The sequence below is a fragment of the Brachybacterium sp. UNK5269 genome, from assembly GCF_049266655.1.
Classification (GTDB): Bacteria; Actinomycetota; Actinomycetes; order Actinomycetales; family Dermabacteraceae; genus Brachybacterium.
Window position 1 is genome coordinate 1,082,169 of sequence record NZ_CP184883.1, and the last position, 24,769, is coordinate 1,106,937.

Consider the following 24,769-nt stretch of genomic DNA (forward strand, 5'->3'; position numbering starts at 1 on the left):
GCCGGGCCGCCGCGCAGGAGCCGACGGGACCCGTTCGCGGCACCTGCCGCCGCGGCCGGGCGCGGCGCACCCCGGCGCGGAGGCGGACGGCGCGGCGGCGGGCGTTACAGTGATCCCCGTTCGCAGTTCCGCCCCGGCTCCTCGTCATCCGGCGCTCGCGGGTCACCGCGCGCCGCGCAGCGGTGCCCGTGCCCCGCAGGGAGCCGGAGCGCTCCCGGCCCTGGAAGGATCCCACCCAGCCGTGACCCGCCTCCCCATCTGGCACTCCGTCGACGAGGTGCCCGCCGACCTCGGCGCGACCGCGGTCTCGATCGGCAACTTCGACGGGATCCACCGCGGCCATCGCTTCGTGCTGGACCAGCTGCGCCGCCACGCCGAGTCGCGCGCCCTGGTCCCGGTCGCGCTGACCTTCTGGCCGCATCCGCGCCATGTGATGGGCACCCCCGGCCGGCCGCCGCTGCTGACCGGGCACGCCGACCGCGACCGGCTGCTGCTGCTGGCCGGGATGGGCGGGGTGCTCGACCTCGAGTTCACGCGCGAGTTCGCCCAGCACTCGCCCGAGGACTTCGTGCGCCTCTTCCTGGTCGAGGGACTGGGCATGAAGTGCGTCGTGCTGGGGGAGGACGCCCTGTTCGGGCGCGGCAACACCGGGACCATCGAGACCATGCGGGAGCTGGGGGAGGTCCACGGCTTCGAGGTGGTGACGGTCGCGGACCTCGGGCCCGAGGGGGAGGGCACCGGCCGCATCTCCTCCTCCCGGATCCGCCAGGACCTGCTGGACGGCGACGTGCGCGCGGCCAACGCCGCCCTGGGCCGGATGCACACCGTCACCGACGTCGTCCACCACGGCTACCGGCGCGGCCACGAGCTCGGCTACCCGACCGCGAACCTGGGACCGGCGCCCCAGGGTCTGGTCCCCGCCGACGGCGTCTACGCCGGGTACCTCACGGTCACCGAGCAGCACCCCTCGCATCTGGGCACCGCGCCGCTGGCCGGGGCCCCCGCCACGATCTCCATCGGCACCAACCCCACCTTCGCGGACGACGGTGCGCCGCGGCGCACCGTCGAGGCCTACGTGCACGACGACCACGACCTCGATCTCTACGGCGACACCGTGCGGCTCGAGTTCGTGGACTTCCAGCGGCCCACCCTCAAGTTCGACTCGGTCGAGGCGCTGATCGCGCAGATGGCCAAGGACGTCGAGGTGACCCGCCGCACTCTCGAGGGCGCCCCCTCCCTGGCGGAGGCGACCGACTGATATCCTGCTCTAGCCGTGAAACCGGCCGCGGAGAGCGGATCCGCCCCCACCCTGCAGCAGTGACCCTCGCGGTCGTGCGCCGACGGGGGCCGCTCGCCCAGAGAGCTCGGGGCAGCAGGCCCCGGAGCGCCGCGCAAACGACCAGAGGAGAACCACATGGCCTTCGACACCGCCACCAAGCAGGCGATCATCTCGGAGTACTCGACCGGCGAGGGCGACACCGGTTCGCCCGAGGTCCAGGTCGCGCTGCTCACCCACCGCATCACCTACCTGACCGAGCACCTGAAGACCCACAAGCACGATCACCACACGCGTCGTGGTCTGATGCTGCTGGTCGGTCAGCGCAAGCGGCTCCTGAAGTACCTCCAGGCAGTCGACATCGAGCGGTACCGTGCGCTGATCAAGCGCCTCGGCATCCGCCGATGACATGTGCCGCCGCTCGCCCCCAGGGCGGGCGGCGGTTTCGTGTGCCCGCTGCGGCGGGCCCTCAGAACACCGCCCCGACCAGGTTCGGTCCTCGGCAGTGACCTGCGGAGCAGGCGACCGGTTCCCCGGTCCCGCCCCCGCCGCGGGTGACTGACGAAGGCCGCACCGGCAGGGCATCCCCTACCAGAGGAGATCCACATGGCCATGGAAGGCCCTGACATCACTGCGACCACCGCCGTCATCGACAACGGCTCGTACGGCCGACGCGAGATCCGCTTCGAGACCGGACGCCTCGCCCAGCAGGCCGCCGGCGCCGTCGCCGTCTACCTCGACGACGACACCATGGTGCTCTCGGCGACCGCCGTCTCGAACCGTCCCAAGGACCAGTTCGACTTCTTCCCGCTGACGATCGACGTCGAGGAGCGGATGTACGCCGCCGGTCGCATCCCCGGCTCGTTCTTCCGTCGCGAGGGCCGCCCCGGCACCGACGCGATCCTCGCCGCCCGCCTCACCGACCGCCCGCTGCGCCCCGCCTTCGTCAAGGGCCTGCGCAACGAGGTCCAGGTCGTCCTGACCGTCCTGGCCAACGGCCCCGACGACGCGTACGACGTGGTGGGCATCAACGGCGCCTCCGCCTCCACCCAGATCTCCGGTCTGCCCTTCTCGGGCCCGATCGGCGCGGTGCGCATCGCGCTGATGCCGGACACCCAGGGCGGCGGCCAGTGGGTCGCGTTCCCGACCTTCTCCCAGCTCGACGAGGCCGTGTTCTCCATGGTCGTGGCCGGGCGCATCGTCGGAGACGACGTCGCGATCATGATGGTCGAGGCGGAGTCCACCGACAACTCCTGGACCCTCATCAAGGAGCAGGGCGCGATCGCCCCCACCGAGTCCGTCGTGGCCGAGGGCCTCGAGGCCGCCAAGGTCTTCATCCGCAGCCTGTGCGTGGCGCAGCAGGAGCTGGCCGCCACCGCCGCCAAGCCGGTGCGCGAGTTCCCGCTGTTCCTGGACCACCAGGAGGACGCCTTCGCCGTCGTCGAGGCCGCCGCCGCGGAGCGTCTGGCCGAGGTCATGTCGATCGCCGCCAAGACCGAGCGCGAGGAGCGCACCGAGCAGCTGCTCGCCGAGGTCACCGAGGAGCTCGCCGGTGAGGGCAAGCAGCTCGAGGGTCGCGCCAAGGAGGTCAGCGGGGCGTTCCGCGCGCTGACCAAGCAGGTCGTGCGCAAGAAGGTCCTCACCGACGGCGTCCGCATCGACGGCCGCGGCCTGCGCGACATCCGTGCGCTCTCCGCCGAGGTCGAGGTGCTCCCGCGGGTGCACGGCTCGGCCCTGTTCCAGCGCGGCGAGACCCAGATCATGGGCGTGACCACGCTGAACATGCTGAAGATGGAGCAGCAGATCGACTCGCTGTCCCCGGTCCGGCACAAGCGCTACGTGCACCACTACAACTTCCCGCCGTACTCCACCGGTGAGACCGGCCGGGTCGGCTCCCCCGAAGCGCCGCGAGGTCGGCCACGGCATGCTCGCCGAGCGCGCCCTGGTGCCGGTGCTGCCCAGCCGCGAGGAGTTCCCCTACGCGATCCGTCAGGTCTCCGAGGCCCTCGGCTCCAACGGCTCCACCTCGATGGGCTCGGTCTGCGCCTCGACCCTGTCGCTGCTGAACGCCGGCGTGCCGCTGCGCGCCCCGGTCGCCGGCATCGCGATGGGCCTGATCTCGGACACCGTCGACGGGGAGACGCGCTACGCGGCCCTCACCGACATCCTGGGGGCCGAGGACGCCTTCGGCGACATGGACTTCAAGGTCGCCGGCACCAGCGAGTTCATCACCGCCATCCAGCTCGACACCAAGCTCGACGGCCTCCCGGCCTCCGTGCTCGGCGGCGCGCTCGCGCAGGCCCATGAGGCCCGCCTGGCGATCCTGGGCGTGATGAACGAGGCGATCGACGTCCCCGACGAGATGAGCCCGCACGCCCCGCGCGTCCTGGCCGTCACCATCCCGGTCGACAAGATCGGTGCGGTGATCGGCCCGAAGGGCGCGATGATCAACCAGATCCAGGACGACACCGGCGCGGACATCACCATCGAGGACGACGGCACCGTCTACATCGGCGCCACCGACGGGCCCTCGGCCGAGGCCGCGCGCGCCGCGGTCAACGCCATCGCCAACCCGATGGTCCCCGAGGTCGGCGAGCGCTACCTCGGCACCGTCGTGCGCGTGGTCGACTTCGGCGTCTTCGTCTCGCTCACCCCGGGCAAGGACGGACTGCTGCACGTCACCCAGCTGCGCAAGCTGAACGACGGCAAGCGGGTCGAGAACGTCGAGGACGTCGCCAAGGTCGGTCAGAAGATCGAGGTGGAGATCCGCGAGGTCGACGCCCGCGGCAAGATCTCGCTCGGCGTGATCGACGACGAGGAGAACGAGTCCGCCCCGTCGGTCGCCGCCGAGGAGACCACCGCGGAGTGATCCAGCGGTCGGCCGCGAGCTGACGCCCGTGCGAGGGGAGGTGCCGATCCGGCGCCTCCCCTCGCTGCGTCGGCCCCCGGCCCGCCGCGGCGCGCGCCGTGCCGCCGCCGCGCCGGCGGACGTGATCTGCTGCGCGGTGACGCAGCGCTCGACCGCTCGGTGCGCAGGTCGTGGAACAATCGATCAATGCCTTCCGACCTCGTCCTCGACGATCCCGCCTCCGACGTGATGCTCGACGCCGCCACCGGCGTGCGTCGCAGCATCCTGCCCGGAGGGGTGCGACTGCTGACCCAGACCGACCGCAGCGTCCGCAGCGCCAGCCTCGGACTGTGGCTGCCGGTGGGCTCGCGCGACGAGGCCCCGCAGCACGCCGGCTCCACCCACGTCCTCGAGCACCTGCTGTTCAAGGGCACCCATCGGCGCAGCGCGATGGACATCGCCGCCGCCTTCGACGAGGTGGGCGGCGACTCCAATGCGGTCACCGCGAAGGAGCACACCCTCTACTACGGCCGGGTCCGCTCGGCCGACGTGCCGATGGCCGTCGACGTCCTCACCGACATGATCACCGCGAGCCGGCTGGAGGCGGAGGACCTGGTCACCGAGCGCGAGGTGATCCTCGAGGAGCTCGCGATGGCCGAGGACGACCCCGGCGACATCGGCTACGAGACCTTCCTCGCCGACGTGCTCGGGCCCGACACCCCGATCGGCCGGCCGGTGGGCGGCACCGCGAAGACCGTCACCGCGCTGGGGATCGAGGACGTGCGCGCGCACTGGGCCGCGCACTACCGGCCCGACAACCTGGTGGTCACCGCCGTCGGCGACATCGACCACGACGAGCTCTCCGCACTGCTCCAGGCGGGTCTGCGCCGCGGCGGCTGGAGGCTCGAGGAGGGCGCCCTGCCCGCCCGTCGGCGCCGCCACGGCGCCCCGGAGGCCGCCGGCCGCGGCGCCGAGGACGTCGCGGCGCTGGCCCCCCACCGCCTGACCCGACCCACCGAGCAGAACCACATCTACCTCGGCGGGCGCGGGCTGACGGCCGTCAGCGAGGACCGCCACACCCTCTCGGTGCTGATGTCGGTCCTGGGCGGTGGGATGTCCTCGCGCCTGTTCCAGAACATCCGCGAGCAGCGGGGCCTGGCGTACTCCGTCTACTCCTTCAGCGCCGGGTACCGCGACGCCGGGCTGTTCGGCATGTACGCCGCCTGCCGCCCCGGCCGCACCGCCCAGGTCGTCGAGCTGCTCGCCGAGGAGCTCGCCCGGATGGGATCCCAGGGCATCGATGCGCAGGAGCTCGCCCGCGCCCGGGGCCAGATCACCGGCTCCTTCGCCCTCGGCCTCGAGGACACCAGCAGCCGGATGGGCCGCCTGGGCACCATCGAGCTGGTCCACGGCCACTACACCAGCGTCGACGAGACCCTGGAGCGGATCGGCCGGGTCGAGGTCGGCGACGTCCGCGAGCTCGCCTCCCGCCTCGCCGGCTCCTTCAGCACCCGCGTCGAGGTCGGCCCCGAGAGCTGATCCGGCCCCGGCCCCCGTCCGCCCGTCCCCCCACCGTCCAGGAGACCGCCATGACCGACCCCACCTCCGCCGTCCCCGGCACCCCGCTGCGCGTCGCCGTGCTCGGCGCCGGCGGCCGCATGGGCACCGCCGCCTGCCGCGCCGTCCAGGAGGCTCCCGACCTCGAGCTGGTGGCCCGGATCGGCCGCGGCGATGACCTGGACGCGCTCCTGGACGCCCGCGCCCAGGTCACCGTCGACCTCACCGTCCCCGCCGTCACCGCCCAGAACGTGCACTGGCTGGTCGAGCACGGGATCCACGCCGTGGTCGGCACCACCGGCTGGACCGAGCAGGCCCTCGCGGCGGTGCGCACCCAGGTGGAGGCGGCCGACGGTGTGGGGGTGCTGATCGCCCCAAACTTCGCCATCGGCGCGGTGCTGGCGATGCGCTTCGCGGAGATCGCGGCGCGCTACTACGACAGCGCCGAGATCATCGAGATGCACCACGAGAACAAGCTCGACGCGCCCTCCGGCACCGCCCGGCACACCGCCGCCGCGATCGCCCGCGGCCGCGCCGCCGCGGGACTGGGACCGGTGCCGGACGCCACCGAGCAGGACCCGGACGGCGCCCGCGGCGCCGTGGTCGAGGGCATCCACGTGCACGCCGTCCGTCAGCGCGGACTGGTCGCCCATGAGGTCGTCCAGTTCGGCGGGGTGGGGGAGCAGTTCGTGCTGCGCCACGACTCCTTCGACCGCATCAGCTTCATGCCGGGGGTGCTGCTGGGCGTGCGCCGCGTGGCCGCGCATCCGGGACTGACCGTGGGCCTCGACGGCTACATGGACCTGGGCTGAGAGCGGGCGACCGCGCATGGGTCAGAAGCTGTTCGTCACCGCCCTGGTGCTGATCACCGCGGCGTACTGCTGGGGTCTCGGCTGGATCGCCTGGGGCTTCCTGCGCGCCGGCGGAGTGGTGGGCTACGGCCTCGCCCTGGGGATCGTCGTCCTGCTCGCGCTGACCGTCTGGGTGACCTGGCGGGAGGTGCTGTTCGGCCTCGCCGCCGGGCGCCTGGCGGCCCGCTACTCACCGCCGGCGTCGGCGATCGAGGGCGATGCCCGCGCCGAGTTCGAGGCCGCCCGCACCGAGATCCAGGACACCCCGGAGGCGGAGACGGAGTGGCGGGCCTGGTTCCGGCTCGCGCTGGCCTACGACGCGCTGCGCGACCGCAAGGGCGCCAGGATGGCCACGCGCCGGGCGATCGCCGCGCAGAAGCGCTGAGGGGACCGGCTCCTCACGCCCATCCCAGGGCGCGCAGCGCGGCCGCGGCGCCGGCGGCGCCCACCACCACCACCAGGAACGGGGCGCGCACGATCAGCAGCACGACGGCCACCCCGAGCGCGGCCAGGCGGGCATCCAGGACGAGCTCGGCACCGCTGGTCGCGGTCTGGGTCGCCACCAGCGCGCCCAGCAGCGCGATCGGCAGCAGGGTGGTGATCCGGGAGATCCGGGGACGCTCCAGCACGTCCTGCGGCACCTGGTAGCCCAGCCACTTCTGGGCGAAGGACAGCACCGAGGCGGCGATCACCGCGATCCACAGCAGACTCATCCCCGCTCCTCCCGCGCCTCGTGCGCCGTCCCGTCCTCATCCGTCCCGTCCTCGTCCGCCCCGTGCTCGCCCTTCCCGGACCGCTCCGACGCGGGTCTCCGGCGGGCCGGCAGCACTCCCGCCACGACCGCCACCAGCGCCGCCGCCAGCACCGGCAGCCCCGCCGGCAGCGCCGGGGTGGTCACCAGCGCCACGAAGGCGGCCACCACGGCGATCGCCACCGCGTCCAGGCTGCGCAGGCGCGGCCACAGCAGCGCGATGAAGGCCGCGGCCGCCGCGGCGTCCAGACCCCACGCGGCCGGATCGGCGACGTACTGCCCGGCGAGCGCCCCGAGCAGCGAGAACAGGTTCCAGAACACGTACACCCACACCCCGGCCGACCAGAAGCCCGCCCGCCGCTCCGCGGTGGTGGTGCCGGAGGCCGCGAGCGCGGCGGACTCGTCGATCGTCAGCTGCGCCCGGGCGAGGCCCCGCACCCCGCCGCGCGGCAGCGAGGGGGCCAGGATCAGGCCGTAGAGGGTGTTGCGGACCCCGAGCAGCACGGAGGCCAGCGCCGCGCCGAGCGCGGAGCCGCCCCCGCCCACCACGCCGATGAAGGCGAACTGGCTGCCCCCGGTGAACATCACCAGCGACAGCACCATCGCCTGGCCGACGTCGAGCCCCGAGGCGGTCGCCAGGGCGCCGAAGGAGATCCCGTACAGGCCGGTCGCGACCCCGATGGAGAGGCCGGTGCGGCGGATGCTGCGGAGCCGTTCGGCGCTGCCCGCGCCCGGGTCCGCAGCGGTCGTCGATGAGGTGGTCATGATGTCCAGCACTCTACGATCACCTGCAGGGATGTCGCCCGCGTGTCCGGGGGTCGATGTGAGAGCGTAGTGCCATGACGGCCACCCCGGACCCCACCGCTGTCCCCGCCGATGCGCTGCCGCTGCGCGCCCAGGTGCTGCTGCTGGACATGGACGGCACCCTGATCGACTCGGGACCGTCCGTCGAGCGCTCCTGGAACCAGCTGCTGCGCGAGCTCGGCAGCGACCAGCGGTTCGGCCACGCCATGCACGGCAAGCCCGCGCGGCAGGTGCTCGCCGAGCTGATGCCCGAGCTGGACGAGGACCAGGTCGCCGCCGCCTTCGCGCGGATCGAGCAGCTCGAGATCGCGGACGTCGCCAGCGTGGTCGTCCTGCCCGGCACCGAGCGCCTGCTGCGGGAGCTCGACACGGCCGCGGAGCAGCTGGGCCGCCCCACCTGGACCATCGTCACCTCCTGCACCATGCCCCTGTTCGAGGCCCGCTGGGCCCGCACCGGTCTGGCGATCCCCGCCGGGATGGTCACCGCCGACCAGGTCACCCGCGGCAAGCCCGACCCCGAGCCCTACCTGCTGGCGGCCGAGCGCCTCGGCGCCCCGCCCGCACGGAGCATCGTCGTCGAGGACTCCGTGGGCGGGCTGACCTCGGGAATCGAGGCGGGGGCGCGCACCGTCGCGGTGACCAGCACCACACCCGCCGGCGATCTGCGCCCCCTCGCCAGCGCCCTGGTCACCTCCCTGGACGACCTCGAGGTGGCCGTCGCGGGCGAGGACCTGCTCCTCTCGCGCCGCGGCGCCTGAACCGCCCGCCGCCACCGCCCGCCGCGCCTGCACCGGCGGGGTCCGGCGCATTGATAGGCTCGGGCGGCTGATCCCGGTCCGTCCGCGCGCCCCGGAGAGGAGCCGGACGTCCCCGACGTCCCCGCCCCCGTCGAGCGCCCGGACCGAGGAGCACCATCGTCCCCCTCGAAAGGACTCCTCCCATGTCCGGAATCGCCGGCAGCTTCGGATTCGGCGCCGACACCGAGGGCATCGCCCGCCGGATGAGCGGCGCGCTGGCCCATCGCGGCCCCGACGGCGAGCACCTCCTCGTCGCCGACCACGCCGGTCTGGTCCACCGCCTCCTGGACGTGCCCGACCGCGAGTCCGGCCTCCAGCCGATGACCTCCGAGGACGGCCGCTACACCCTCGTCCACGACGGCGCGCTCCACAACCACGCCGAGCTCCGCGCCGAGCTCGAGGGCCAGGGGCACCGCTTCCGCACCGCGACCGACACCGAGGTGCTGCTCGCCGCGCACGCCGCATGGGGCACCGCCGCCTACGACCGCCTCGAGGGCCGGTTCGCCCTGGCCCTGCACGATGCGCGCACCGGCACCCTCACCCTCGCCCGCGACCACTTCGGCATCGCGCCCCTGTACTACTGGATCGACCAGGGCGCCGACGCGGCCGAGCTGCCGCGGCTGCTGTTCGGCTCCGAGATCCGCGCCCTGCTCGCCGCCGAGCGCTTCGAGCCCGTCGCCGACGACCGCGCGATCTACCGCTACCTGAAGCTCCACCTCCAGGACGACGAGCCGGGGACCTTCTTCGCGGGGGTGCGGCGCCTGCTGCCCGGCCAGCTGCTCGAGATCGGCCCCGGGGGCCTCGAGCTGAGCGCCTTCAGCCGCCTCCCGGAGGAGCTGGAGGGGATCGCCGCCGGCCCGCGCCGCCCCTACGACCAGCAGGCCGTCGCCGAGTTCCGCGGGCTCTTCGCCGACGCCGTGCGACGCCACCTGCCCGGGGACGGCCCGGTGGGCACGTCCCTGTCCGGCGAGCTGGGCGCGGCCGCCGTGGCCGCCGAGAGCGCCCACCAGCACCGCCGGCAGGCCGGCGACGAGGGCGCCGGCGGCCCCCGCCAGCATGCCTTCTCCGCGCCGCAGTCGGCGCGGGCGCAGCGCGGCCTCGAGGCGCTGGCCCGCCACTACCCGGGGCAGGTCGCCGCGCACCCGGTGCGGCCCGACCCGGCCGCGGTCCTGCAGGACCTGCGCGACGTGGTGCGCACCCAGGAGGAGCCGCCGGCCTCCATCGCCGCCTGGGCCGACCACGCGGTGATGCGGGCGGCACGGGACCAGGTGGACGTGGTGCTGGCCGGCGCGGGCGCCACGGAGATGCTGGCCGCGTCCCCCGCCCACGCCGCCGTCCTGCGCCGCCAGCTGCGCACCCAGAAACGCTTCAGGGAGCTCGCCGGCGCCCTGGCGACCTCCCGCTCGCGCCGCGGGGAGCGACCCGCCGTGGCCTCGGTGCCGATCGAAGCGCTGCTGAACTCGGCCTTCGTGGCCGCGCACAGCGCCGAGCGGGACAGCACGGTCCGGGGCGATCTCACCGCGCGCCGGCTCCAGGACCTCTTCCACACCGCGCTGCCCGCGCAGCTGCACGGCCAGGACCGGAACGCGGCGCGCTTCGGCCTCGAGGCCCGCGCGCCCTTCCTGGACCGGCAGCTGCTGCGCTTCCTGGTCTCCCTCAAGGACTCCGCGCTGTTCTCCGGCGGCCGCGACCAGCGGATCCTGCGCGAGGCGCTGGACGGGGTCCTGCCCGAGGAGCCCGCTGCGCACCGCGCCGTCAGCGACCCGATCGCGACGGAGGACCAGTGGCTGCTGCCCATCGCCGCCCAGGTGCGGGAGATCTTCGCCTCGGACTCCTTCGCGCAGCGGAAGCACGTCGACGCCCCCACCGTGGTGGCGCTGCTGGACGACTTCATCGCGCACCCCGAGCGGCACCGGACCGACATGTTCTGGCGCCTGCTGAGCCTCGAGCTGTGGATGCGCACCTTCCTCGACGACCCCGTCGGGGCCGCGCGCCCGGTGGACGACCGGGCCGCGGCCGCGGAGCAGACGGCGCTCGCCGCGCCGACCGCCGCCGCGCCCGCCGCCGCCCCGGAGCTCGAGGAGCCCAAGAGCGACTACGTCGCCAACCCCGGCAAGCAGCTCGACCTGCTCTCCGCGGCCGACGGGCACACCTGGCGCCGGCTGCCGCTCCAGACCGGGCTGGTGGCGCGGGGAGATGACATCGAGGCGCTGGTCCGCGAGCGCGTGGAGCGCTTCGCCGCGGACCTCCCCGCGGACGCGGTGCCGGCCGGGGCGCCGTGGTACCTCGTGATCAGCGAGAAGATCGTCGCGATCACGCAGGGCCGCTCCTGGTTCACCTGGGAGGTCGCGCCCCGCCCGGCCGCCCGGGTGCTCAGCCGCTTCGTCACCCGCACCCCGGCCGGCATCGGGCTGGGCGATCCCACCACCATGGAGCTCGCCATCCGCGAGGTCGGTCTGCCCCGGGTGCTCGCGGCCTCGGTCGCCGGCGCCGCCGGCAAGCTGGTGCGCAAGCGGGGCCTGTTCTACGAGATCGTCGGCGCGAACGTGCGCGCCATCGACGGACCGACCCCGTACTCGGCCTTCCCCTCCAACGTCTCCGCGAAGCTGCCGCCGAAGGACCCCGACGCCGTCTCCGCGCAGATCACCGCCGCCCTCCGCGGCGCCGACCTCCCGCCCGGCCTGCGCGAGAGCTTCGTCGGCACCGTGGTGATGGACGCCAACGACATCGGCCGCAACGTCCTGGGCTCCGACGTCGACACCTCCGCCGCCCGGCTCGAGGCGACCTTCGCCGACAACCCGCTCGGCCAGGGCCGTCAGCGCACCCCGCTGGCGATCCTCGTCGACCTCGGCCCCGCCGCGCAGCGGTGACACCCCGGTGCTCGACTAGGCTCCGGGCATCGAACCTTTCCGGGAGGAGACCATGACCAGCACCGACCCGCGCCCCGCGCGGCCCTTCGGCGCGGTGGGGACCGCGATGGTCACCCCGTTCACCGAGGACGGCCACGAGGTGGACCTCGACGCCGCCGCGCGACTCGCCGCCCACCTCGTCGAGCACGGCCACGACCTGATCGTCGTCTCCGGCACCACCGGGGAGTCCCCGACCCTCACCGACCGGGAGAAGCTCGACCTGGCGCGCGCCGTGCGGGCCGCCGTCGGCGAGGACGTCAGGGTCGTGGCGGGCGTGGGCACCTACGACACCGCGCACTCGGTCGACCTCGCCCGCGAGCACGCGCGGCTGGGCCTGGACGGGCTGCTGGTCGTCACCCCGTACTACTCCAAGCCCAGCCAGGCCGGGGTCATCGCGCACACCACCGCGATCGCCGACGCCACCGACCTCCCGGTGATGCTCTACGACATCCCCGGCCGCTCCGGGATCCCGCTGGCGTACGAGACACTGCTGCGCCTGGGCGAGCACGAGCGGATCCTCGCCGTCAAGGACGCGAAGGCGGACCTGCAGCAGGCCACCATGGTCATGGCGCAGACGGACCTGGCCTACTACTCGGGCGAGGACGGGCTGAACCTGCCCTGGCTGGTGATCGGCGCCGCCGGGATCGTGTCCGTGGTCGGCCAGGTCGCCGGGGACCTCGAGAAGCAGCTGATCCAGGCGGTGGACACCTCCGACCTGGGCGCCGCCCGTGAGGCCCACCGTCGCCTCGCCCCGCTGGTCGAGGCGATCATGAACCGCATGCCCGGGGCCGTGGCCGCGAAGGCCGCGCTGCACCTGCAGGGCGTGCTGCCCCACGCCGCGATGCGCGGCCCCCACGTCCCGGCCGACGCGGACCAGCTGCACGCGCTCGCCGCCGCCCTGGACGCCGCCGGCCTGCGCTGACGGGGGAGCGGGATCCCCGGTGAGCGCGCGTCTCGGGCCGAGGTTCATGCCGATCGTGATCGAGGCCTGAGCGCCCCGCCCGCCGCGCCGAGGGCCGGGGGAGGTGATCTGCGCCCGCTGCGACCGGGTCGCGCCCCCCGGTTCCGGGGGCGGGCGAGGGCAGGGCGCTACCCTGGGAGCCATGGCGACACGTACGTCTTCCCCCGCACGTGCGTCGAAAGGCTCGTCCCGTTCCTCGGCTGCCGGTAGCTCGCGCACCACGGGAACCGGGGCCGACGACCCCTCGACGCTCCCTCTGCCGGTGCGCGCAGTGCGCTCCGGCTATCTGGCGATCGCCCGCATGGTCGGCGGCCTGGTCCGCTCGATCGGTGTGCAGCGCTGGGAGGTCGCGCCCGCGCAGCGGCGCGACGGCTATGCGCTGTTCCTGCTGCTGGTGGCGGTGCTGGTGGCCGTCGTCGAGTGGTGGCAGTCCGCGGGACCGGTGTTCGGCGCCGTGCACACCGTGGTCGCCGGCACCTTCGGGATCTCCTCGATGGTGCTGCCGCTGCTGGCGGCCGGCTGGGCGCTGCGGATGTTCCGCCGCCCCGATCAGGTGCGCGCCAACTCCCGGATCGCGATCGGGATCGCCATCCTGCTCACCGCGATCTCCGCGATCGCCTCGGTCGCGGCGCGGCTGCCCGCGCCGGCCGACGGCATCGACGCCCTGGCCCGCGGGGGCGGCGTGCTCGGCTACCTGGCCGCGGCGCCCCTCGAGGCGCTGCTGCCGCCGGTCGCCGTCATCGTCCTGCACTCCCTGCTGATCGCCTTCGGCGTCCTGGTGCTGACCGCCACCCCGGTCGAGTCGATCCCCTCCCGGCTGCGCGGCGTCTACGACGTCATGGTCGGTCGCAGCGAGGAGGAGGACCAGGAGCGCATCGCCTTCGGCCTGAGCCCCCGCCGGGTCGATCCCGCCGTCCACGAGCAGGCCACCCAGGTCCAGCCCACCAAGCGGGCCCGGCGCCGCACCCGCCAGGAGAAGGCCGAGGCGGAGGCCGCCGAGCGTGGCCACCGCAGCGCCGGCCACGACGGGGACGAGGCCTTCGACCAGGCCGTCGCCGAGGAGCCGGCGGCGCCCACGAAGCGCGGCCGCGCAGGGCGCGCCGCGCCGCCCCCAAGGACTCGACCGAGGTCTTCGACGTCGCGGTCGAGGAGGAGAACCACCGCGCCAAGACCTTCCCCGCGAAGGGCGCTGCCCCGGGCGCGCAGGCGACCACGCCGATGCCCACCGCCGCCGCGAAGGCCGCCGGGGCGAGCCGGGCCGCCGCGCCCGCGAAGCAGACCGCGCCGGAGGAGAAGCCCGAGCTGGTGCCGCCGCCGATGGGGGACCTGCCCCGGGCCGGCGAGCAGCTCGAGCTGGCCGGCGACATCGTCTACACGCTGCCGGACTCCGCCTTCCTGCTGGAGGGACCGCCCCACAAGACCCGCTCCGCGGCCAACGACCACGTCGTCGCCGCGCTCGGCGAGGTGTTCGAGCAGTTCAACGTCAACGCCGAGGTGGTCGGCTTCTCCCGCGGACCGACGGTCACCCGCTACGAGGTCGAGCTCGCCCCGGGCACCAAGGTCGAGAAGGTCACGGCGCTGGACAAGAACATCTCCTACGCCGTCGCGAGCGCCGACGTCCGGATCCTGTCCCCGATCCCCGGCAAGAAGGCGATCGGCATCGAGATCCCCAACGCCGACCGCGAGACGGTCGCGCTGGGCGACGTGCTGCGCAGCTCGGTGGCCCGCCGCAACGAGCACCCGATGGTGATGGGCGTGGGCAAGGACGTCGAGGGCGGCTACGTCGTGGCGAACCTCGCCAAGATGCCCCACCTGCTGGTCGCGGGCGCCACCGGCGCCGGCAAGTCCAGCTTCGTGAACTCGATGATCACCTCGATCCTGATGCGCGCCACCCCGGAGGAGGTGCGCATGGTGCTGGTGGACCCCAAGCGCGTCGAGCTCACCATCTACGAGGGCATCCCGCACCTGATCACCCCCATCATCACCAACCCGAAGAAGGCTGCCGAGGCCCTCGAATGGGTGGTCAAGGAGATGGACGCCCGCTACGACGACCTCGCCGCCTTCGGGTACAAGCACATCGACGACTTCAACAAGGCCGTCCGCGCCGGCGAGGTGCAGGTGCCCGCGGGCAGCGAGCGCCGCCTGGCCCCGTACCCGTACCTGCTGGTCGTCGTCGACGAGCTCGCCGACCTGATGATGGTCGCCCCCCGCGACGTCGAGGCCTCGATCCAGCGCATCACCCAGCTGGCCCGGGCCGCCGGCATCCACCTGATCCTGGCCACCCAGCGACCCTCGGTCGACGTCGTCACCGGCATCATCAAGGCCAACGTCCCCAGCCGCCTGGCCTTCGCGACCTCCTCCCTGCAGGACTCCCGCGTGATCCTGGACTCCGTCGGCGCGGAGAAGCTGATCGGGCAGGGCGACGCCCTGTTCCACCCGATGGGCAAGGCCAAGCCGATGCGCGTCCAGGGGGCCTGGGTCAACGAGTCCGAGATCCACAAGGTCGTCGACCACGTCAAGACCCAGATGAAGCCCAACTACCGCGAGGACGTCACCGTCGTCGCCGCCAAGAAGCAGATCGACGACGACATCGGCGACGATCTCGAGGTGCTGCTGCAGGCTGCGGAGCTCGTGGTGACCACGCAGTTCGGCTCCACCTCCATGCTGCAGCGCAAGCTGCGGGTGGGCTTCGCCAAGGCCGGACGCCTGATGGACCTGCTGGAGTCGCGGGAGATCGTCGGCCCCTCCGAGGGGTCCAAGGCCCGCGACGTGCTGATCCATCCCGACGACCTGGGCACCGCGATCGCCCGCATCCGCGGGCAGGAGGACCCCGGCGACCAGCCGTACGGCGCCGACCAGGCGGTGGAGCTCGAGCAGGACCCCGCCGCGCCGGTGCCCGCGGACCCCGCCGCCGAGGACCGGTACGCGAGCGATCCGCTGGCCGAGGACGACTCCGAGCCCGCCGTCGACTACTACGACCAGGAGGACTCCGAGGAGGGGGAGGACGCCTGGAGCCTCACCGGCCGGTGAGGGCCCCCGCGCCCTCCCGGCTCCTCCCGCCGCGAAACGTCCCGTCCCAGAACCCCCTCCAGGAGCCCAGATGACCACCACGCGCACCGACGAGGTCCCGCTGTGGAACATCGCGAACATCCTCACCATGGTGCGCTGCGCGATGGTCCCGCTGCTGGTCGTCCTCGCGATCCTGTACCCGGACTCGGTCCCGGGCCGACTGCTGGTCGCCGCGGTGTTCGTGATCGCGATGATCACGGACTTCCTGGACGGGTACCTCGCCCGCAGCCGGAACCTGATCACCGACTTCGGCAAGCTCGTCGACCCCATCGCCGACAAGGCGATGACCGGCGCGGCGCTGATCATGCTCTCGGTCTGGGAGTACGTGCCGTGGTGGATGACCATCCTGATCCTGGTGCGCGAGATCGGCATCACCGTCATGCGGTTCACGATCCTCAAGCACGGCGCCCTGCCGGCGAACATGGCCGGCAAGGCCAAGACCATGGTCCAGACCATCGCGATCACCTTCTGCCTGATCCCCTTCGAGCTGTGGTGGGAGCCGGCCCGCTGGATCGGTCTGGCCCTGGTGCTGCTGGCCGTGGTGCTGACCGTGTGGTCGGGCCTGGTCAACATCAAGGACGGCATGCGCCTGCGCCGGGAGGCCCTGGCCGGCGGCGCCCGGTGACCGCGCAGCCGGCGCAGGTGATCGCCCGCGCCGCCCAGGACGGGCTGTGGCTCGCGACCGCGGAGTCGCTGACCGCCGGCGCCGTGGTGGCCCGCCTGGTGGACGTCCCCGGCGCCAGCGCGGCCGTCGCCGGGGGAGCCGCCTGCTACTCCTACCGCGCGAAGACCCGGGTGCTCGGCGTCGACGCGGAGCTGCTGCAGCGCACGGGCGCGGTGACCGCGGAGGTCGCCGCGGCGATGGCGGAAGGGGCACTGGACCTGTACGGCGCGGACCTCGCGGTCTCCACCACGGGCGTCGCCGGCCCCGGGCCCGATGAGCGCGGGGTGCCCGAGGGGACCGTCTGGGTGGGACTCGCCCGCCGCGGAGGACCCACCCGCACCCGTGAGCTGCATCTCACCGGCGCCCGCTCCGCGGTCCGCTCGCAGGCGGTCGACGCCGCCATCGCCGAGCTGGCCTGGGCGCTCGGGGCCTAGCGGCGGACGCGGCCGGCGCGCCGGCGCCGACGGCTCCTCCCCGTCGCCGCGCCGTGCACAGCACCCAGCCACTGCCCGGCGTGGCGCACTACACTCTGGGGAACACTGACCGGGACCGGCGCGTTGATCCCTGTGTGATGACGTCTACGCACCGCACCCCCGAGGTGCACCAGCAGTTCCACCCGTTCACCCCCACTCCGAGGAAGGGAGGCCGGTCCATGATCCTGTTCCGCCACGAACTCGGCGACGTGCTGCGCGACGCGCGCCGCTCCCAGGGCCGCACCCTGCGGCAGGTGTCCTCCGATGCCCGCGTGTCGCTGGGCTACCTCAGCGAGATCGAGCGCGGCCAGAAGGAGGCCTCCAGCGAGCTCCTGGCCTCCGTGACCGACGCGCTGGGCCTCCCGCTGTCCTTCGTGCTGCGCGAGGTGTCCGACCGGATCGCCGTCGCCGAGAGCGTCACCATCCCGGACACCGTGCCCGAGGGCTTCGCCGACGACGCGAAGCCGCTGGTCGGCGCCCGCTGAGGTGCGCCGCAGCGAGTTCACGGAGCTGGCCGACCACGTCTTCGGCCCGGCTCTGGCCCGCACCTATGCACGCGACCTCGTGCTCGAGGACGTCGGCGGTCTGACCGCCGAGCAGGCCATCGAGCGCGGGGTCGCCGTGCGTTCGGTGTGGACCGCCCTGTGCGACGCGCTGGACGTCCCCGAATCGGCGCGCTGGGAGATCCCGCCCGAGCGCCGACGCGGCTGAGACCCGGCACACGCCACGCCACGACACGCCCGCAGCACTCGCGCTTTCGAACGTCTGTTCGGTAGAGTGGATCCCGACGGTCCCCGCGGCACCACGTCCCCGATCTCGACTCTCCTCCCCATCGCCCGGTCATCCACCGGACACCGGGGGACGGCGAGGAATGTCGGGGCCGGCGCCTACTGTGGCCGCAAGGTCACCACGTCGGCACCCTCGGCCCTCTGGAAGGAACACGCACATGCCTCCTGCACCGAAGTCCTCATCGAAGTCAGCCCCGAAGGATCGCGGCTCCTCGCTCGACAACGCCCTCGCCCAGATCGACCGCCAGTTCGGCAAGGGCTCGATCATGCGGCTGGGCGACGAGACCCGCCCGCCGGTCGAGGTCATCCCCACCGGCTCGGTCGCGCTGGACGCCGCCCTCGGCATCGGCGGCCTGCCCCGGGGCCGCATCGTGGAGATCTACGGCCCGGAGTCCTCCGGCAAGACCACGCTCGCCCTGCATGCCGTCGCCAACGCGCAGCGCAACGGCGGCATCGCCGCGTTCATCGACGCCGAGCACGCGATGGACCCGGAGTACGCCAAGAAGCTGGGGGTCGACACCGACGCCCTGCTGGTCTCCCAGCCGGACACCGGCGAGCAGGCGCTCGAGATCACCGACATGCTGATCCGCTCCGGCGCCCTGGACATCGTGGTCATCGACTCCGTGGCCGCGCTGGTGCCGAAGGCCGAGATCGAGGGCGAGATGGGCGATTCCCACGTCGGCCTGCAGGCGCGCCTGATGTCCCAGGCCCTGCGCAAGCTCACCGGCGCGCTGTCCACCTCCGGCACCACCGCGATCTTCATCAACCAGCTGCGCGAGAAGATCGGCGTGTTCTTCGGCAGCCCGGAAACCACCACCGGCGGCAAGGCCCTGAAGTTCTACGCCTCCGTGCGCATGGACATCCGCCGCATCGAGACGCTCAAGTCCGGCTCCGATGCGGTGGGCAACCGCACCCGCGTCAAGGTCGTGAAGAACAAGATGGCCCCGCCCTTCAAGCAGGCCGAGTTCGACATCCTCTACGGCGAGGGCATCTCCCGCGAGGGCGGCCTGATCGACCTCGGGGTCGAGCACGGCGTGGTCCGCAAGTCCGGCGCCTGGTTCACCTACGAGGGTGACCAGCTGGGCCAGGGCAAGGAGAACTCCCGCCAGTTCCTCAAGGACAACCCGGACCTGGCCGCGGAGATCGAGGAGAAGATCCTGCGCACCCTGGGCGTCGGCAAGTACGCCGAGGTGCCGGCCACGGCGGAGGCGGCCGCTGCGGCACCGCTCGGCGAGGACGAGTTCCTCGACGAGGACGTCCCGGCCACCATCTGAGTGATGAGCCAGCAGCACCCCCGCGGCGGCGCCGACGGCCACTCGGCCGTCGGCGCCGCCGCCGTCCAGGAGCGCCTGGAGCGCCGCACCCGCCAGATCATGGAGACGCCCCGCCCGGCGGCGGATCCCGGGGCCGCCGAGCGCGAGAAGGCCGTCGTCCACGAATGTCGGTACCTGATGCGGCTGCTGTCGACGCGGCGCCGCTCGGCCGGCGAGATGCGGGAGCGGCTGGCCCGGCGCGAGGTCCCCGCCGCCGTCGCCCACGAGGCGATGGCCCGCATCGACCGGGCCGGCCTCATCGACGATGCCGCCTTCGCCCGCGACTGGGTCCAGCAGCGCCGGGAGCTGCGCGCCCTCGGTGACGCGGCGCTGCGCCGGGAGCTCGAGCAGCGCCAGGTGGCGGACGTCCACATCGACGCCGCCCTGGGAACGGACCGCAGCGAGGAGGAGGACCGCTGCCGGGAGCTGGTGCGCTCCCGGATCAGCGAGCGCGACCGCGAGCAGCTGCGCACCGAACGGGACGGCGGCCACCGCCGCCGGCTCTCCCGCCGCCTGGACGCCCTGCTGACCCGCAAGGGCTATCCCGGCGACCTCGCCGTGCAGGTCATCTCCGGCGAGCTCCGCGCGGCCGCGCAGCAGCGAGGGCGCTGAGGATCAGGGCAGCGGCGGCGCCCCGGTGATCCGGGCGGGCGCCTTCCGCGCGAAGCTGCTGTGGCGCTGCACCCACACCGCCAGGCGGGACAGCGCGATGTTCAGCGCGATGTACACCGCGGCCCCGACGGCCAGCAGGGGCAGCAGGTAGGACGCGTCGGTGAGCGCATCGGCGACGCGGCTGACGCTGCGCAGCAGCTCGGCGTAGCCCACGATGTAGCCCAGCGAGGAGTCCTTGACCAGCACCACCCCCTGCGCGATGAGGGAGGGCAGCATCATCCGCACCGCCTGCGGCAGCTGGATGTCCCGATAGATGAGGAAGGGGCCCATCCCCACCGACTGCGCGGCCTCCGTCTGCCCCTTGGGCAGGGCGGCGATGCCCGCCCGCAGGATCTCCGCGAGCACGGCGGCGTTGTACATCACCAGCCCGAAGACCACCGCGATCAGCGGGGTCGCGCCGGGCAGCACCAGGATCCCGAAGAACATCATCAGCACCACGGGCAGGCCTCGGAAGACCTCGGTGAGCGCGATGACCAGCCAGCGCAGCGGCGCCACGGGCGAGGAGCGCAGGGAGACCAGCACCACCGCCAGCAGCGCGGCCAGCGGGAGGGCGATCACCGCCGCCAGCAGCGTGTTGCCCAGGCCCCGGAAGATCGCCTGCCACACGTGCCGGGTCTCGAAGCCGGCGAAGTTCCGGGGGACGTCGACCAGCACCCGCCAGCGGTCGTCGAAGACGCCGTTGCGGGCGAACAGGGCGATCACGCCCGCGGCCAGGGCGAGCAGGACCACGCTCAGGACGATCGAGATCCGGCGCCCGCGCGCCTTCTCCTCGGGTCCGGCGACGTCGTAGAGGACCGGTCCGCTGGTGCTGCTCATCGCGCGAACGCCACCTTCCGCTCGAGGTGCGCGGCCAGCTGGCCGAGCGGGATGCAGATGACCAGGTAGCACAGCGCCACGCCCACCAGGATCGCGATCACGTCCGCGGAGTACACGTTGGTCAGTCGCCTCGACATGGCGAACAGCTCGAAGACGCTGAAGGCGCCGGCCACCGAGGTGTTCTTCACCAGCGCGATGAACACGCTGATCAGCGGCGGGATGGCGGTGCGGAAGGCCTGGGGGAGGACCACCAGGGAGAGGTTCTGGCCGAACGACATCCCCAGTGACCGCGCGGCCTCGGCCTGCCCCACCGCGACGGAGTTGATGCCCGAGCGCACCGCCTCGGCGACGAAGGCGGAGGTGTAGCAGGACAGGGCGATCACCGCCGCGACCTTGTAGTCGAAGGTGAAGCCCATGGAGGGGGTGACGAACACGTAGAAGAAGAACACGATCGTCAGCGGGGTGTTGCGGAGGAACTCCGTGTAGCCGGTGGCCAGGGCCCGCAGCGGGGCGTAGGGGGAGACCCGCAGGGCGGCGAGGACGGTGCCGGCCACCAGGGAGATCACCCCGGACAGCGCGGCGAGGGTGAGCGTGGTGGTGAAGGCGTTCCACAGCATCTCGCGCTCGATGACGAAGGTGTCCACGGCAGCTCCTGGCAGGTGATCGGGCCGGCTCGGCGAGCCGGCCCGATCAGGGGATACGGATCAGTAGCGATCGACCGCGGGCGGCTCCGGGGTGGGCAGCACGGTGCCGGCGGTGCCCTCCCAGGCCTCGGCCCAGGAGCCGTCCTCGTACGCGGCCTCCAGGGTGTCGTTGAGGAAGGCGCGGAAGTCGTCGTCGCCCTTGGCCAGTCCGATCCCGTAGGGCTCCTCGGTGAAGGTCTCGCCCTCGTTCACCAGCTTGAGGTTCTCGGGGTCCGACTCCACGAACCCGGCCAGGATCACGTTGTCCGTGGTGACCACGTCGACCTGCCCGTTGGTCAGGGCGGTGACGCAGTTGGAGTAGGTGTCGAAGGTCTGCAGGGTCGCATCGGGGTGGTTGTCCAGGATGTACTGGGCGGGCGTGGAGCCCTCCACGGAGGCGACCGTCTTGCCGGCCAGCGAGTCCTCGCCGGTGATGTCCTCGTTGTCGGCCAGCACCATCAGCGCCTGGCCGGCCACGTAGTACGGTCCCGCGAAGTCCACGACCTCCTTGCGGGTGTCGGTGATCGAGTAGGTCGCCACCACGATGTCGACCTGGCCGTTCTCGATGAAGGGCTCCCGGTTGGCCGAGACGGTCTCGGACCACTCGATGTTCTTCGGGTCGATGCCGAGGGCGCCGGCGATGATCTTGCCGATCTCGACGTCGAAGCCGACCGGGTCGCCGTCGGGACCGGCCTGACCGAACAGCGGCTGGTCGAACTTGGTGCCGATCTTGATGCTGCCGGCCTCGCTGAGCCGGGCCATGGTCGAGCCCTCGGGGAAGTCGGCGGCCTCGACCTCGGCGACCGCGGGCTCGTCCTCCGCGCCGCCTCCGCAGGCCGCGAGGGTCACGGTGGCGACGGTGCCGACCGTGCCGGTCAGGAAGAGGCGGCGGTTCAGTGAGCTGCTCATGGTGTTCTCCTTGGAAGGGGCGGACGGGGTCGAGGGGGAGGGCGGGTCAGTGGTCGAGGATCTTGCCCAGGAAGTCCCGGGCGCGAGCGGTCTGCGGGGAGGAGAAGAACTGCTCGGGCGGCTCCACCTCGACGATGCGGCCGGAGTCCATGAACACGACCCGGTCGGCGGTGCGGCGGGCGAAGCCCATCTCGTGGGTCACCACGATCATCGTCATGCCGTCCTTGGCCAGGGCGGTCATCACGTCGATGACCTCGCTGATCATCTCCGGGTCCAGCGCCGAGGTGGGCTCGTCGAAGAGCATCACCTTGGGCTTCATCGCCAGCGAGCGGGCGATCGCCACCCGCTGCTGCTGACCGCCGGAGAGCTGGGCGGGCAGCTTGTCGGCCTGGTCGGCCACGCCGACCCGCTCGAGCAGCTCCATCGCCGCGGCCTCGGCCTCCCGGCGGGGCACGCCCTTGACCTTGATCGGGGCCACGGTGAGGTTCTGCAGCACCGTCTTGTGCGCGAAGAGGTTGAAGGACTGGAAGACCATCCCCACCTCGGAGCGCAGCTTCGCCAGCCCCGCGCCGGAGGTGGGCAGCAGCTGGCCGTCGATCCGGATCTCGCCCTCGTCGATGGTCTCGAGCCGGTTGATGGTGCGGCACAGGGTCGACTTCCCCGATCCCGAGGGGCCCAGGACCACCACCACCTCCCCGGGGGCGACCTCGAGGTCGATGTCCTGGAGCACGTGCAGGGGCCCGAAGTGCTTCTGCACGCCGCGCAGCGCGACCAGCGGGCGCTGCGACGCGCTGCCGGCCGCGTCGGGGCTCGAGGAGATCTGGGTCATAGAGGCAAGGTAGGGCACGTCCCGCCGCGGTCCGGACCTTCGGCGGGCACCGTCACGATGTTGTGACCTTCCCCGACCGCGCCGTCGGGGCAGGTCGGGCGCGTTCAGGACGGTCCCGGGAGCCGCGATCGGCGCTTCGCGCGCCGTACCCTGGAGGCATCATGACCCTCAGCTCCTTCGCCCCGAACGCCGATCAGGCCCTCGCGCCGTCCCGCGCCGCCGCCGCGCCCCGCGGGACCTACCAGGTGCGCACCTTCGGCTGCCAGATGAACGTCCACGACTCCGAGCGCCTGACCGGCATGCTCGAGGGCTCCGGCTACGCCGCCGCCCCGGCCGGGGCCGATGCCCGCCGCGGCGAGGTCGACGTGATCGTGTTCAACACCTGCGCGGTCCGCGAGAACGCCGACAAGAAGCTCTACGGCACCCTCGGCGCCCTGCGGCCCGCCAAGGACGCGAACCCGGGGATGCAGATCGCCGTGGGCGGCTGCCTGGCCCAGAAGGACCGCGCCGCCATCGTCGAGCGCGCCCCCTGGGTCGACGTCGTCTTCGGCACCCACAACCTCGGCTCCCTGCCGGTGCTGCTGGAGCGGTCCCGCCACAACGCCGAGGCCCAGGTGGAGATCCTCGAGTCGCTCGAGGTGTTCCCCTCCACCCTGCCCACCCGGCGCGAGGCCGTCTACGCGGCCTGGGTGTCCATCTCCGTCGGCTGCAACAACACCTGCACCTTCTGCATCGTGCCCTCGCTGCGCGGCAAGGAGAAGGACCGTCGCCCCGGGGAGATCCTCGCCGAGGTGCGCGACGCGGTCGGCTCCGGCGCCCTCGAGGTGACCCTGCTGGGGCAGAACGTGAACTCCTACGGGGTCGAGTTCGGCGAGCGCGGCGCCTTCGCGGCGCTGCTGCGCGCCTGCGGTGAGGTCGACGGCCTCGAGCGGGTGCGGTTCACCTCGCCGCATCCGGCGATGTTCACCGACGACGTCATCGACGCGATGGCGGAGACGGCGAACGTCATGCCGCAGCTGCACATGCCGCTGCAGTCGGGCTCGGACGACGTGCTGCGCCGGATGAAGCGCTCCTACCGCTCGCGGAAGTTCCTCGGCATCCTGGACCGGGTCCGCGAGCGGATCCCGCAGGCCGCGATCACCACCGACATCATCGTCGGCTTCCCCGGGGAGACCGAGGACGACTTCCAGCGCACCCTGGACGTGGTCGAGGCCTCCCGCTTCGCCAGCGCCTTCACCTTCCAGTACTCGATCCGGCCCGGCACCCCGGCGGCCACCATGGCGGACCAGATCCCCAAGCAGGTCGTGCAGGAGCGCTTCGAGCGGCTGGTCGCGCTCCAGGACCGCATCTCCCACGAGGAGAACCGGAAGCTCGAGGGCAGCGTGGTCGAGGTGCTGGTGGCCGACGGCGAGGGGGAGCGGCAGGAGCGGACCCAGCGCATCTCCGGACGGGCCCGCGACAACCGACTCGTCCACGTCTCCCTGCCCCCGGCCCTGCCCGAGTCCGCCCGCCCGCGCCCCGGGGACCTGGTCACCGCCACCGTCACGCACGCCGCCCCGTTCTACCTGATCGCCGACAGCGCCCTCGGCATCGACTCCGTGCAGTCATCGCCGCCCGAGCAGTTCTCGGTGCGGCGCACCCGCGCCGGCGATGCCTGGGAGGCCGGGGCGGCGGGTCTCGAGGCGGGCTCGGGCTGCGGGACCGGTCACGGCGGCGCCGCGGCCGGTGGTCCGGTCACGCTCGGGATGCCGAGCCTGCGCCGCCCCTGAACGCGAAGCGGCCGACACCCCGCAGGGGGC

At 73.0% G+C, this 24,769-nt stretch carries 22 protein-coding genes and 2 pseudogenes; 18 read left to right on the forward strand and 6 right to left on the reverse strand.

Features of this window, described 5'->3' with window-relative positions:
- Nucleotides 1-241 precede the first annotated feature (241 nt).
- The 6 genes and pseudogenes from ACOJUI_RS04960 to ACOJUI_RS04985 all read left to right on the forward strand — a co-directional run bounded on the left by ACOJUI_RS04960 (nucleotide 242) and on the right by ACOJUI_RS04985 (nucleotide 6,917).
- On the forward strand, nucleotides 242-1,258 hold the full coding sequence (locus ACOJUI_RS04960) for a bifunctional riboflavin kinase/FAD synthetase (RefSeq protein ID WP_422116982.1): 1,017 nt from the start codon (nucleotides 242-244) through the stop codon (nucleotides 1,256-1,258).
- A 156-nt stretch (nucleotides 1,259-1,414) separates the two neighbouring features.
- Nucleotides 1,415-1,684 (forward strand): 30S ribosomal protein S15, encoded by a 270-nt coding sequence (rpsO, locus tag ACOJUI_RS04965; protein ID WP_422116983.1) that lies wholly within the window; start codon nucleotides 1,415-1,417, stop codon nucleotides 1,682-1,684.
- Between the two features lie 204 nt (nucleotides 1,685-1,888).
- A pseudogene (locus ACOJUI_RS04970) lies at nucleotides 1,889-4,145 on the forward strand (polyribonucleotide nucleotidyltransferase).
- Between the two features lie 186 nt (nucleotides 4,146-4,331).
- On the forward strand, nucleotides 4,332-5,663 hold the full coding sequence (locus tag ACOJUI_RS04975; protein WP_422116984.1) for a M16 family metallopeptidase: 1,332 nt from the start codon (nucleotides 4,332-4,334) through the stop codon (nucleotides 5,661-5,663).
- Nucleotides 5,664-5,713: 50 nt separating this feature from the next.
- The gene (gene dapB, locus ACOJUI_RS04980) at nucleotides 5,714-6,493 is read left to right on the forward strand and encodes a 4-hydroxy-tetrahydrodipicolinate reductase (RefSeq protein WP_422116985.1); all 780 of its coding nucleotides are present in this window, start codon (nucleotides 5,714-5,716) and stop codon (nucleotides 6,491-6,493) included.
- 16 nt (nucleotides 6,494-6,509) lie between these two features.
- Nucleotides 6,510-6,917, forward strand: coding sequence for a hypothetical protein (locus tag ACOJUI_RS04985; RefSeq protein ID WP_422116986.1), 408 nt, complete (start codon nucleotides 6,510-6,512; stop codon nucleotides 6,915-6,917).
- Nucleotides 6,918-6,930: 13 nt separating this feature from the next.
- On the opposite strand, the gene ACOJUI_RS04990 is transcribed toward ACOJUI_RS04985, so the two are convergent.
- Both ACOJUI_RS04990 and ACOJUI_RS04995 read right to left on the reverse strand, forming a co-directional pair.
- Entirely contained in the window at nucleotides 6,931-7,245 is a 315-nt protein-coding gene (locus tag ACOJUI_RS04990) for an AzlD domain-containing protein (protein WP_422116987.1), read from the reverse strand.
- The gene (locus tag ACOJUI_RS04995; RefSeq protein ID WP_422116988.1) at nucleotides 7,242-8,048 is read right to left on the reverse strand and encodes an AzlC family ABC transporter permease; all 807 of its coding nucleotides are present in this window, start codon (nucleotides 8,046-8,048) and stop codon (nucleotides 7,242-7,244) included. The genes ACOJUI_RS04990 and ACOJUI_RS04995 overlap by 4 nt, the downstream gene beginning before the upstream one ends.
- A gap of 74 nt (nucleotides 8,049-8,122) precedes the next feature.
- On the opposite strand from ACOJUI_RS04995, the gene ACOJUI_RS05000 reads away from it, so the two are divergent.
- The 11 genes and pseudogenes from ACOJUI_RS05000 to ACOJUI_RS05050 all read left to right on the forward strand — a co-directional run bounded on the left by ACOJUI_RS05000 (nucleotide 8,123) and on the right by ACOJUI_RS05050 (nucleotide 19,673).
- On the forward strand, nucleotides 8,123-8,845 hold the full coding sequence (locus ACOJUI_RS05000; protein WP_422116989.1) for an HAD-IA family hydrolase: 723 nt from the start codon (nucleotides 8,123-8,125) through the stop codon (nucleotides 8,843-8,845).
- 182 nt (nucleotides 8,846-9,027) lie between these two features.
- On the forward strand, nucleotides 9,028-11,754 hold the full coding sequence (gene asnB, locus ACOJUI_RS05005; RefSeq protein ID WP_422116990.1) for an asparagine synthase (glutamine-hydrolyzing): 2,727 nt from the start codon (nucleotides 9,028-9,030) through the stop codon (nucleotides 11,752-11,754).
- A 52-nt stretch (nucleotides 11,755-11,806) separates the two neighbouring features.
- Nucleotides 11,807-12,715, forward strand: a complete 909-nt coding sequence (gene dapA / locus ACOJUI_RS05010) for a 4-hydroxy-tetrahydrodipicolinate synthase (protein ID WP_422116991.1) — start codon at nucleotides 11,807-11,809, stop codon at nucleotides 12,713-12,715.
- A gap of 571 nt (nucleotides 12,716-13,286) precedes the next feature.
- Nucleotides 13,287-13,493: pseudogene (locus ACOJUI_RS05015) on the forward strand (hypothetical protein); the annotation flags it as partial.
- Between the two features lie 479 nt (nucleotides 13,494-13,972).
- Nucleotides 13,973-15,784 (forward strand): DNA translocase FtsK, encoded by a 1,812-nt coding sequence (locus ACOJUI_RS05020; protein ID WP_422116992.1) that lies wholly within the window; start codon nucleotides 13,973-13,975, stop codon nucleotides 15,782-15,784.
- Between the two features lie 70 nt (nucleotides 15,785-15,854).
- Nucleotides 15,855-16,448, forward strand: coding sequence for a CDP-diacylglycerol--glycerol-3-phosphate 3-phosphatidyltransferase (gene pgsA / locus ACOJUI_RS05025; RefSeq protein WP_422116993.1), 594 nt, complete (start codon nucleotides 15,855-15,857; stop codon nucleotides 16,446-16,448).
- Entirely contained in the window at nucleotides 16,445-16,921 is a 477-nt protein-coding gene (locus ACOJUI_RS05030) for a CinA family protein (protein WP_422116994.1), read from the forward strand. The genes pgsA and ACOJUI_RS05030 overlap by 4 nt, the downstream gene beginning before the upstream one ends.
- A 218-nt stretch (nucleotides 16,922-17,139) precedes the next feature.
- On the forward strand, nucleotides 17,140-17,445 hold the full coding sequence (locus ACOJUI_RS05035; protein WP_422117620.1) for a helix-turn-helix domain-containing protein: 306 nt from the start codon (nucleotides 17,140-17,142) through the stop codon (nucleotides 17,443-17,445).
- 1 nt (nucleotide 17,446) lies between these two features.
- On the forward strand, nucleotides 17,447-17,671 hold the full coding sequence (locus ACOJUI_RS05040) for a DUF3046 domain-containing protein (RefSeq protein ID WP_422116995.1): 225 nt from the start codon (nucleotides 17,447-17,449) through the stop codon (nucleotides 17,669-17,671).
- Nucleotides 17,672-17,984: 313 nt separating this feature from the next.
- Nucleotides 17,985-19,022 carry a recombinase RecA gene (gene recA, locus ACOJUI_RS05045; protein WP_422117621.1) on the forward strand — a complete coding sequence of 346 codons (1,038 nt, stop codon included), beginning with the start codon at nucleotides 17,985-17,987 and terminating at the stop codon, nucleotides 19,020-19,022.
- A 3-nt stretch (nucleotides 19,023-19,025) separates the two neighbouring features.
- Nucleotides 19,026-19,673 carry a regulatory protein RecX gene (locus ACOJUI_RS05050; protein ID WP_422116996.1) on the forward strand — a complete coding sequence of 216 codons (648 nt, stop codon included), beginning with the start codon at nucleotides 19,026-19,028 and terminating at the stop codon, nucleotides 19,671-19,673.
- 3 nt (nucleotides 19,674-19,676) lie between these two features.
- Here the strand turns inward: ACOJUI_RS05050 and ACOJUI_RS05055 are convergent, their stop codons facing one another.
- Genes ACOJUI_RS05055 through ACOJUI_RS05070 form a run of 4 tightly spaced genes read right to left on the reverse strand, consistent with a single transcriptional unit; the run spans nucleotide 19,677 to nucleotide 22,970 of the window.
- On the reverse strand, nucleotides 19,677-20,549 hold the full coding sequence (locus ACOJUI_RS05055) for an amino acid ABC transporter permease (RefSeq protein WP_422116997.1): 873 nt from the start codon (nucleotides 20,547-20,549) through the stop codon (nucleotides 19,677-19,679).
- A complete protein-coding gene (locus ACOJUI_RS05060) occupies nucleotides 20,546-21,193 on the reverse strand; it encodes an amino acid ABC transporter permease (RefSeq protein ID WP_422116998.1) in 648 nt (215 codons plus the stop codon). Before ACOJUI_RS05060 ends, ACOJUI_RS05055 begins: the two co-directional genes overlap by 4 nt.
- Before the next feature lie 60 nt (nucleotides 21,194-21,253).
- Nucleotides 21,254-22,141, reverse strand: coding sequence for a glutamate ABC transporter substrate-binding protein (locus ACOJUI_RS05065; protein WP_422116999.1), 888 nt, complete (start codon nucleotides 22,139-22,141; stop codon nucleotides 21,254-21,256).
- Nucleotides 22,142-22,187: 46 nt separating this feature from the next.
- Complete coding sequence (locus tag ACOJUI_RS05070) at nucleotides 22,188-22,970, reverse strand: amino acid ABC transporter ATP-binding protein (RefSeq protein WP_422117000.1); 783 nt, start codon at nucleotides 22,968-22,970, stop codon at nucleotides 22,188-22,190.
- A 161-nt stretch (nucleotides 22,971-23,131) separates the two neighbouring features.
- Between ACOJUI_RS05070 and miaB the strand changes: the two genes are divergently transcribed.
- Complete coding sequence (gene miaB, locus ACOJUI_RS05075; protein ID WP_422117001.1) at nucleotides 23,132-24,739, forward strand: tRNA (N6-isopentenyl adenosine(37)-C2)-methylthiotransferase MiaB; 1,608 nt, start codon at nucleotides 23,132-23,134, stop codon at nucleotides 24,737-24,739.
- The last annotated feature ends 30 nt before the right edge of the window (nucleotides 24,740-24,769 follow it).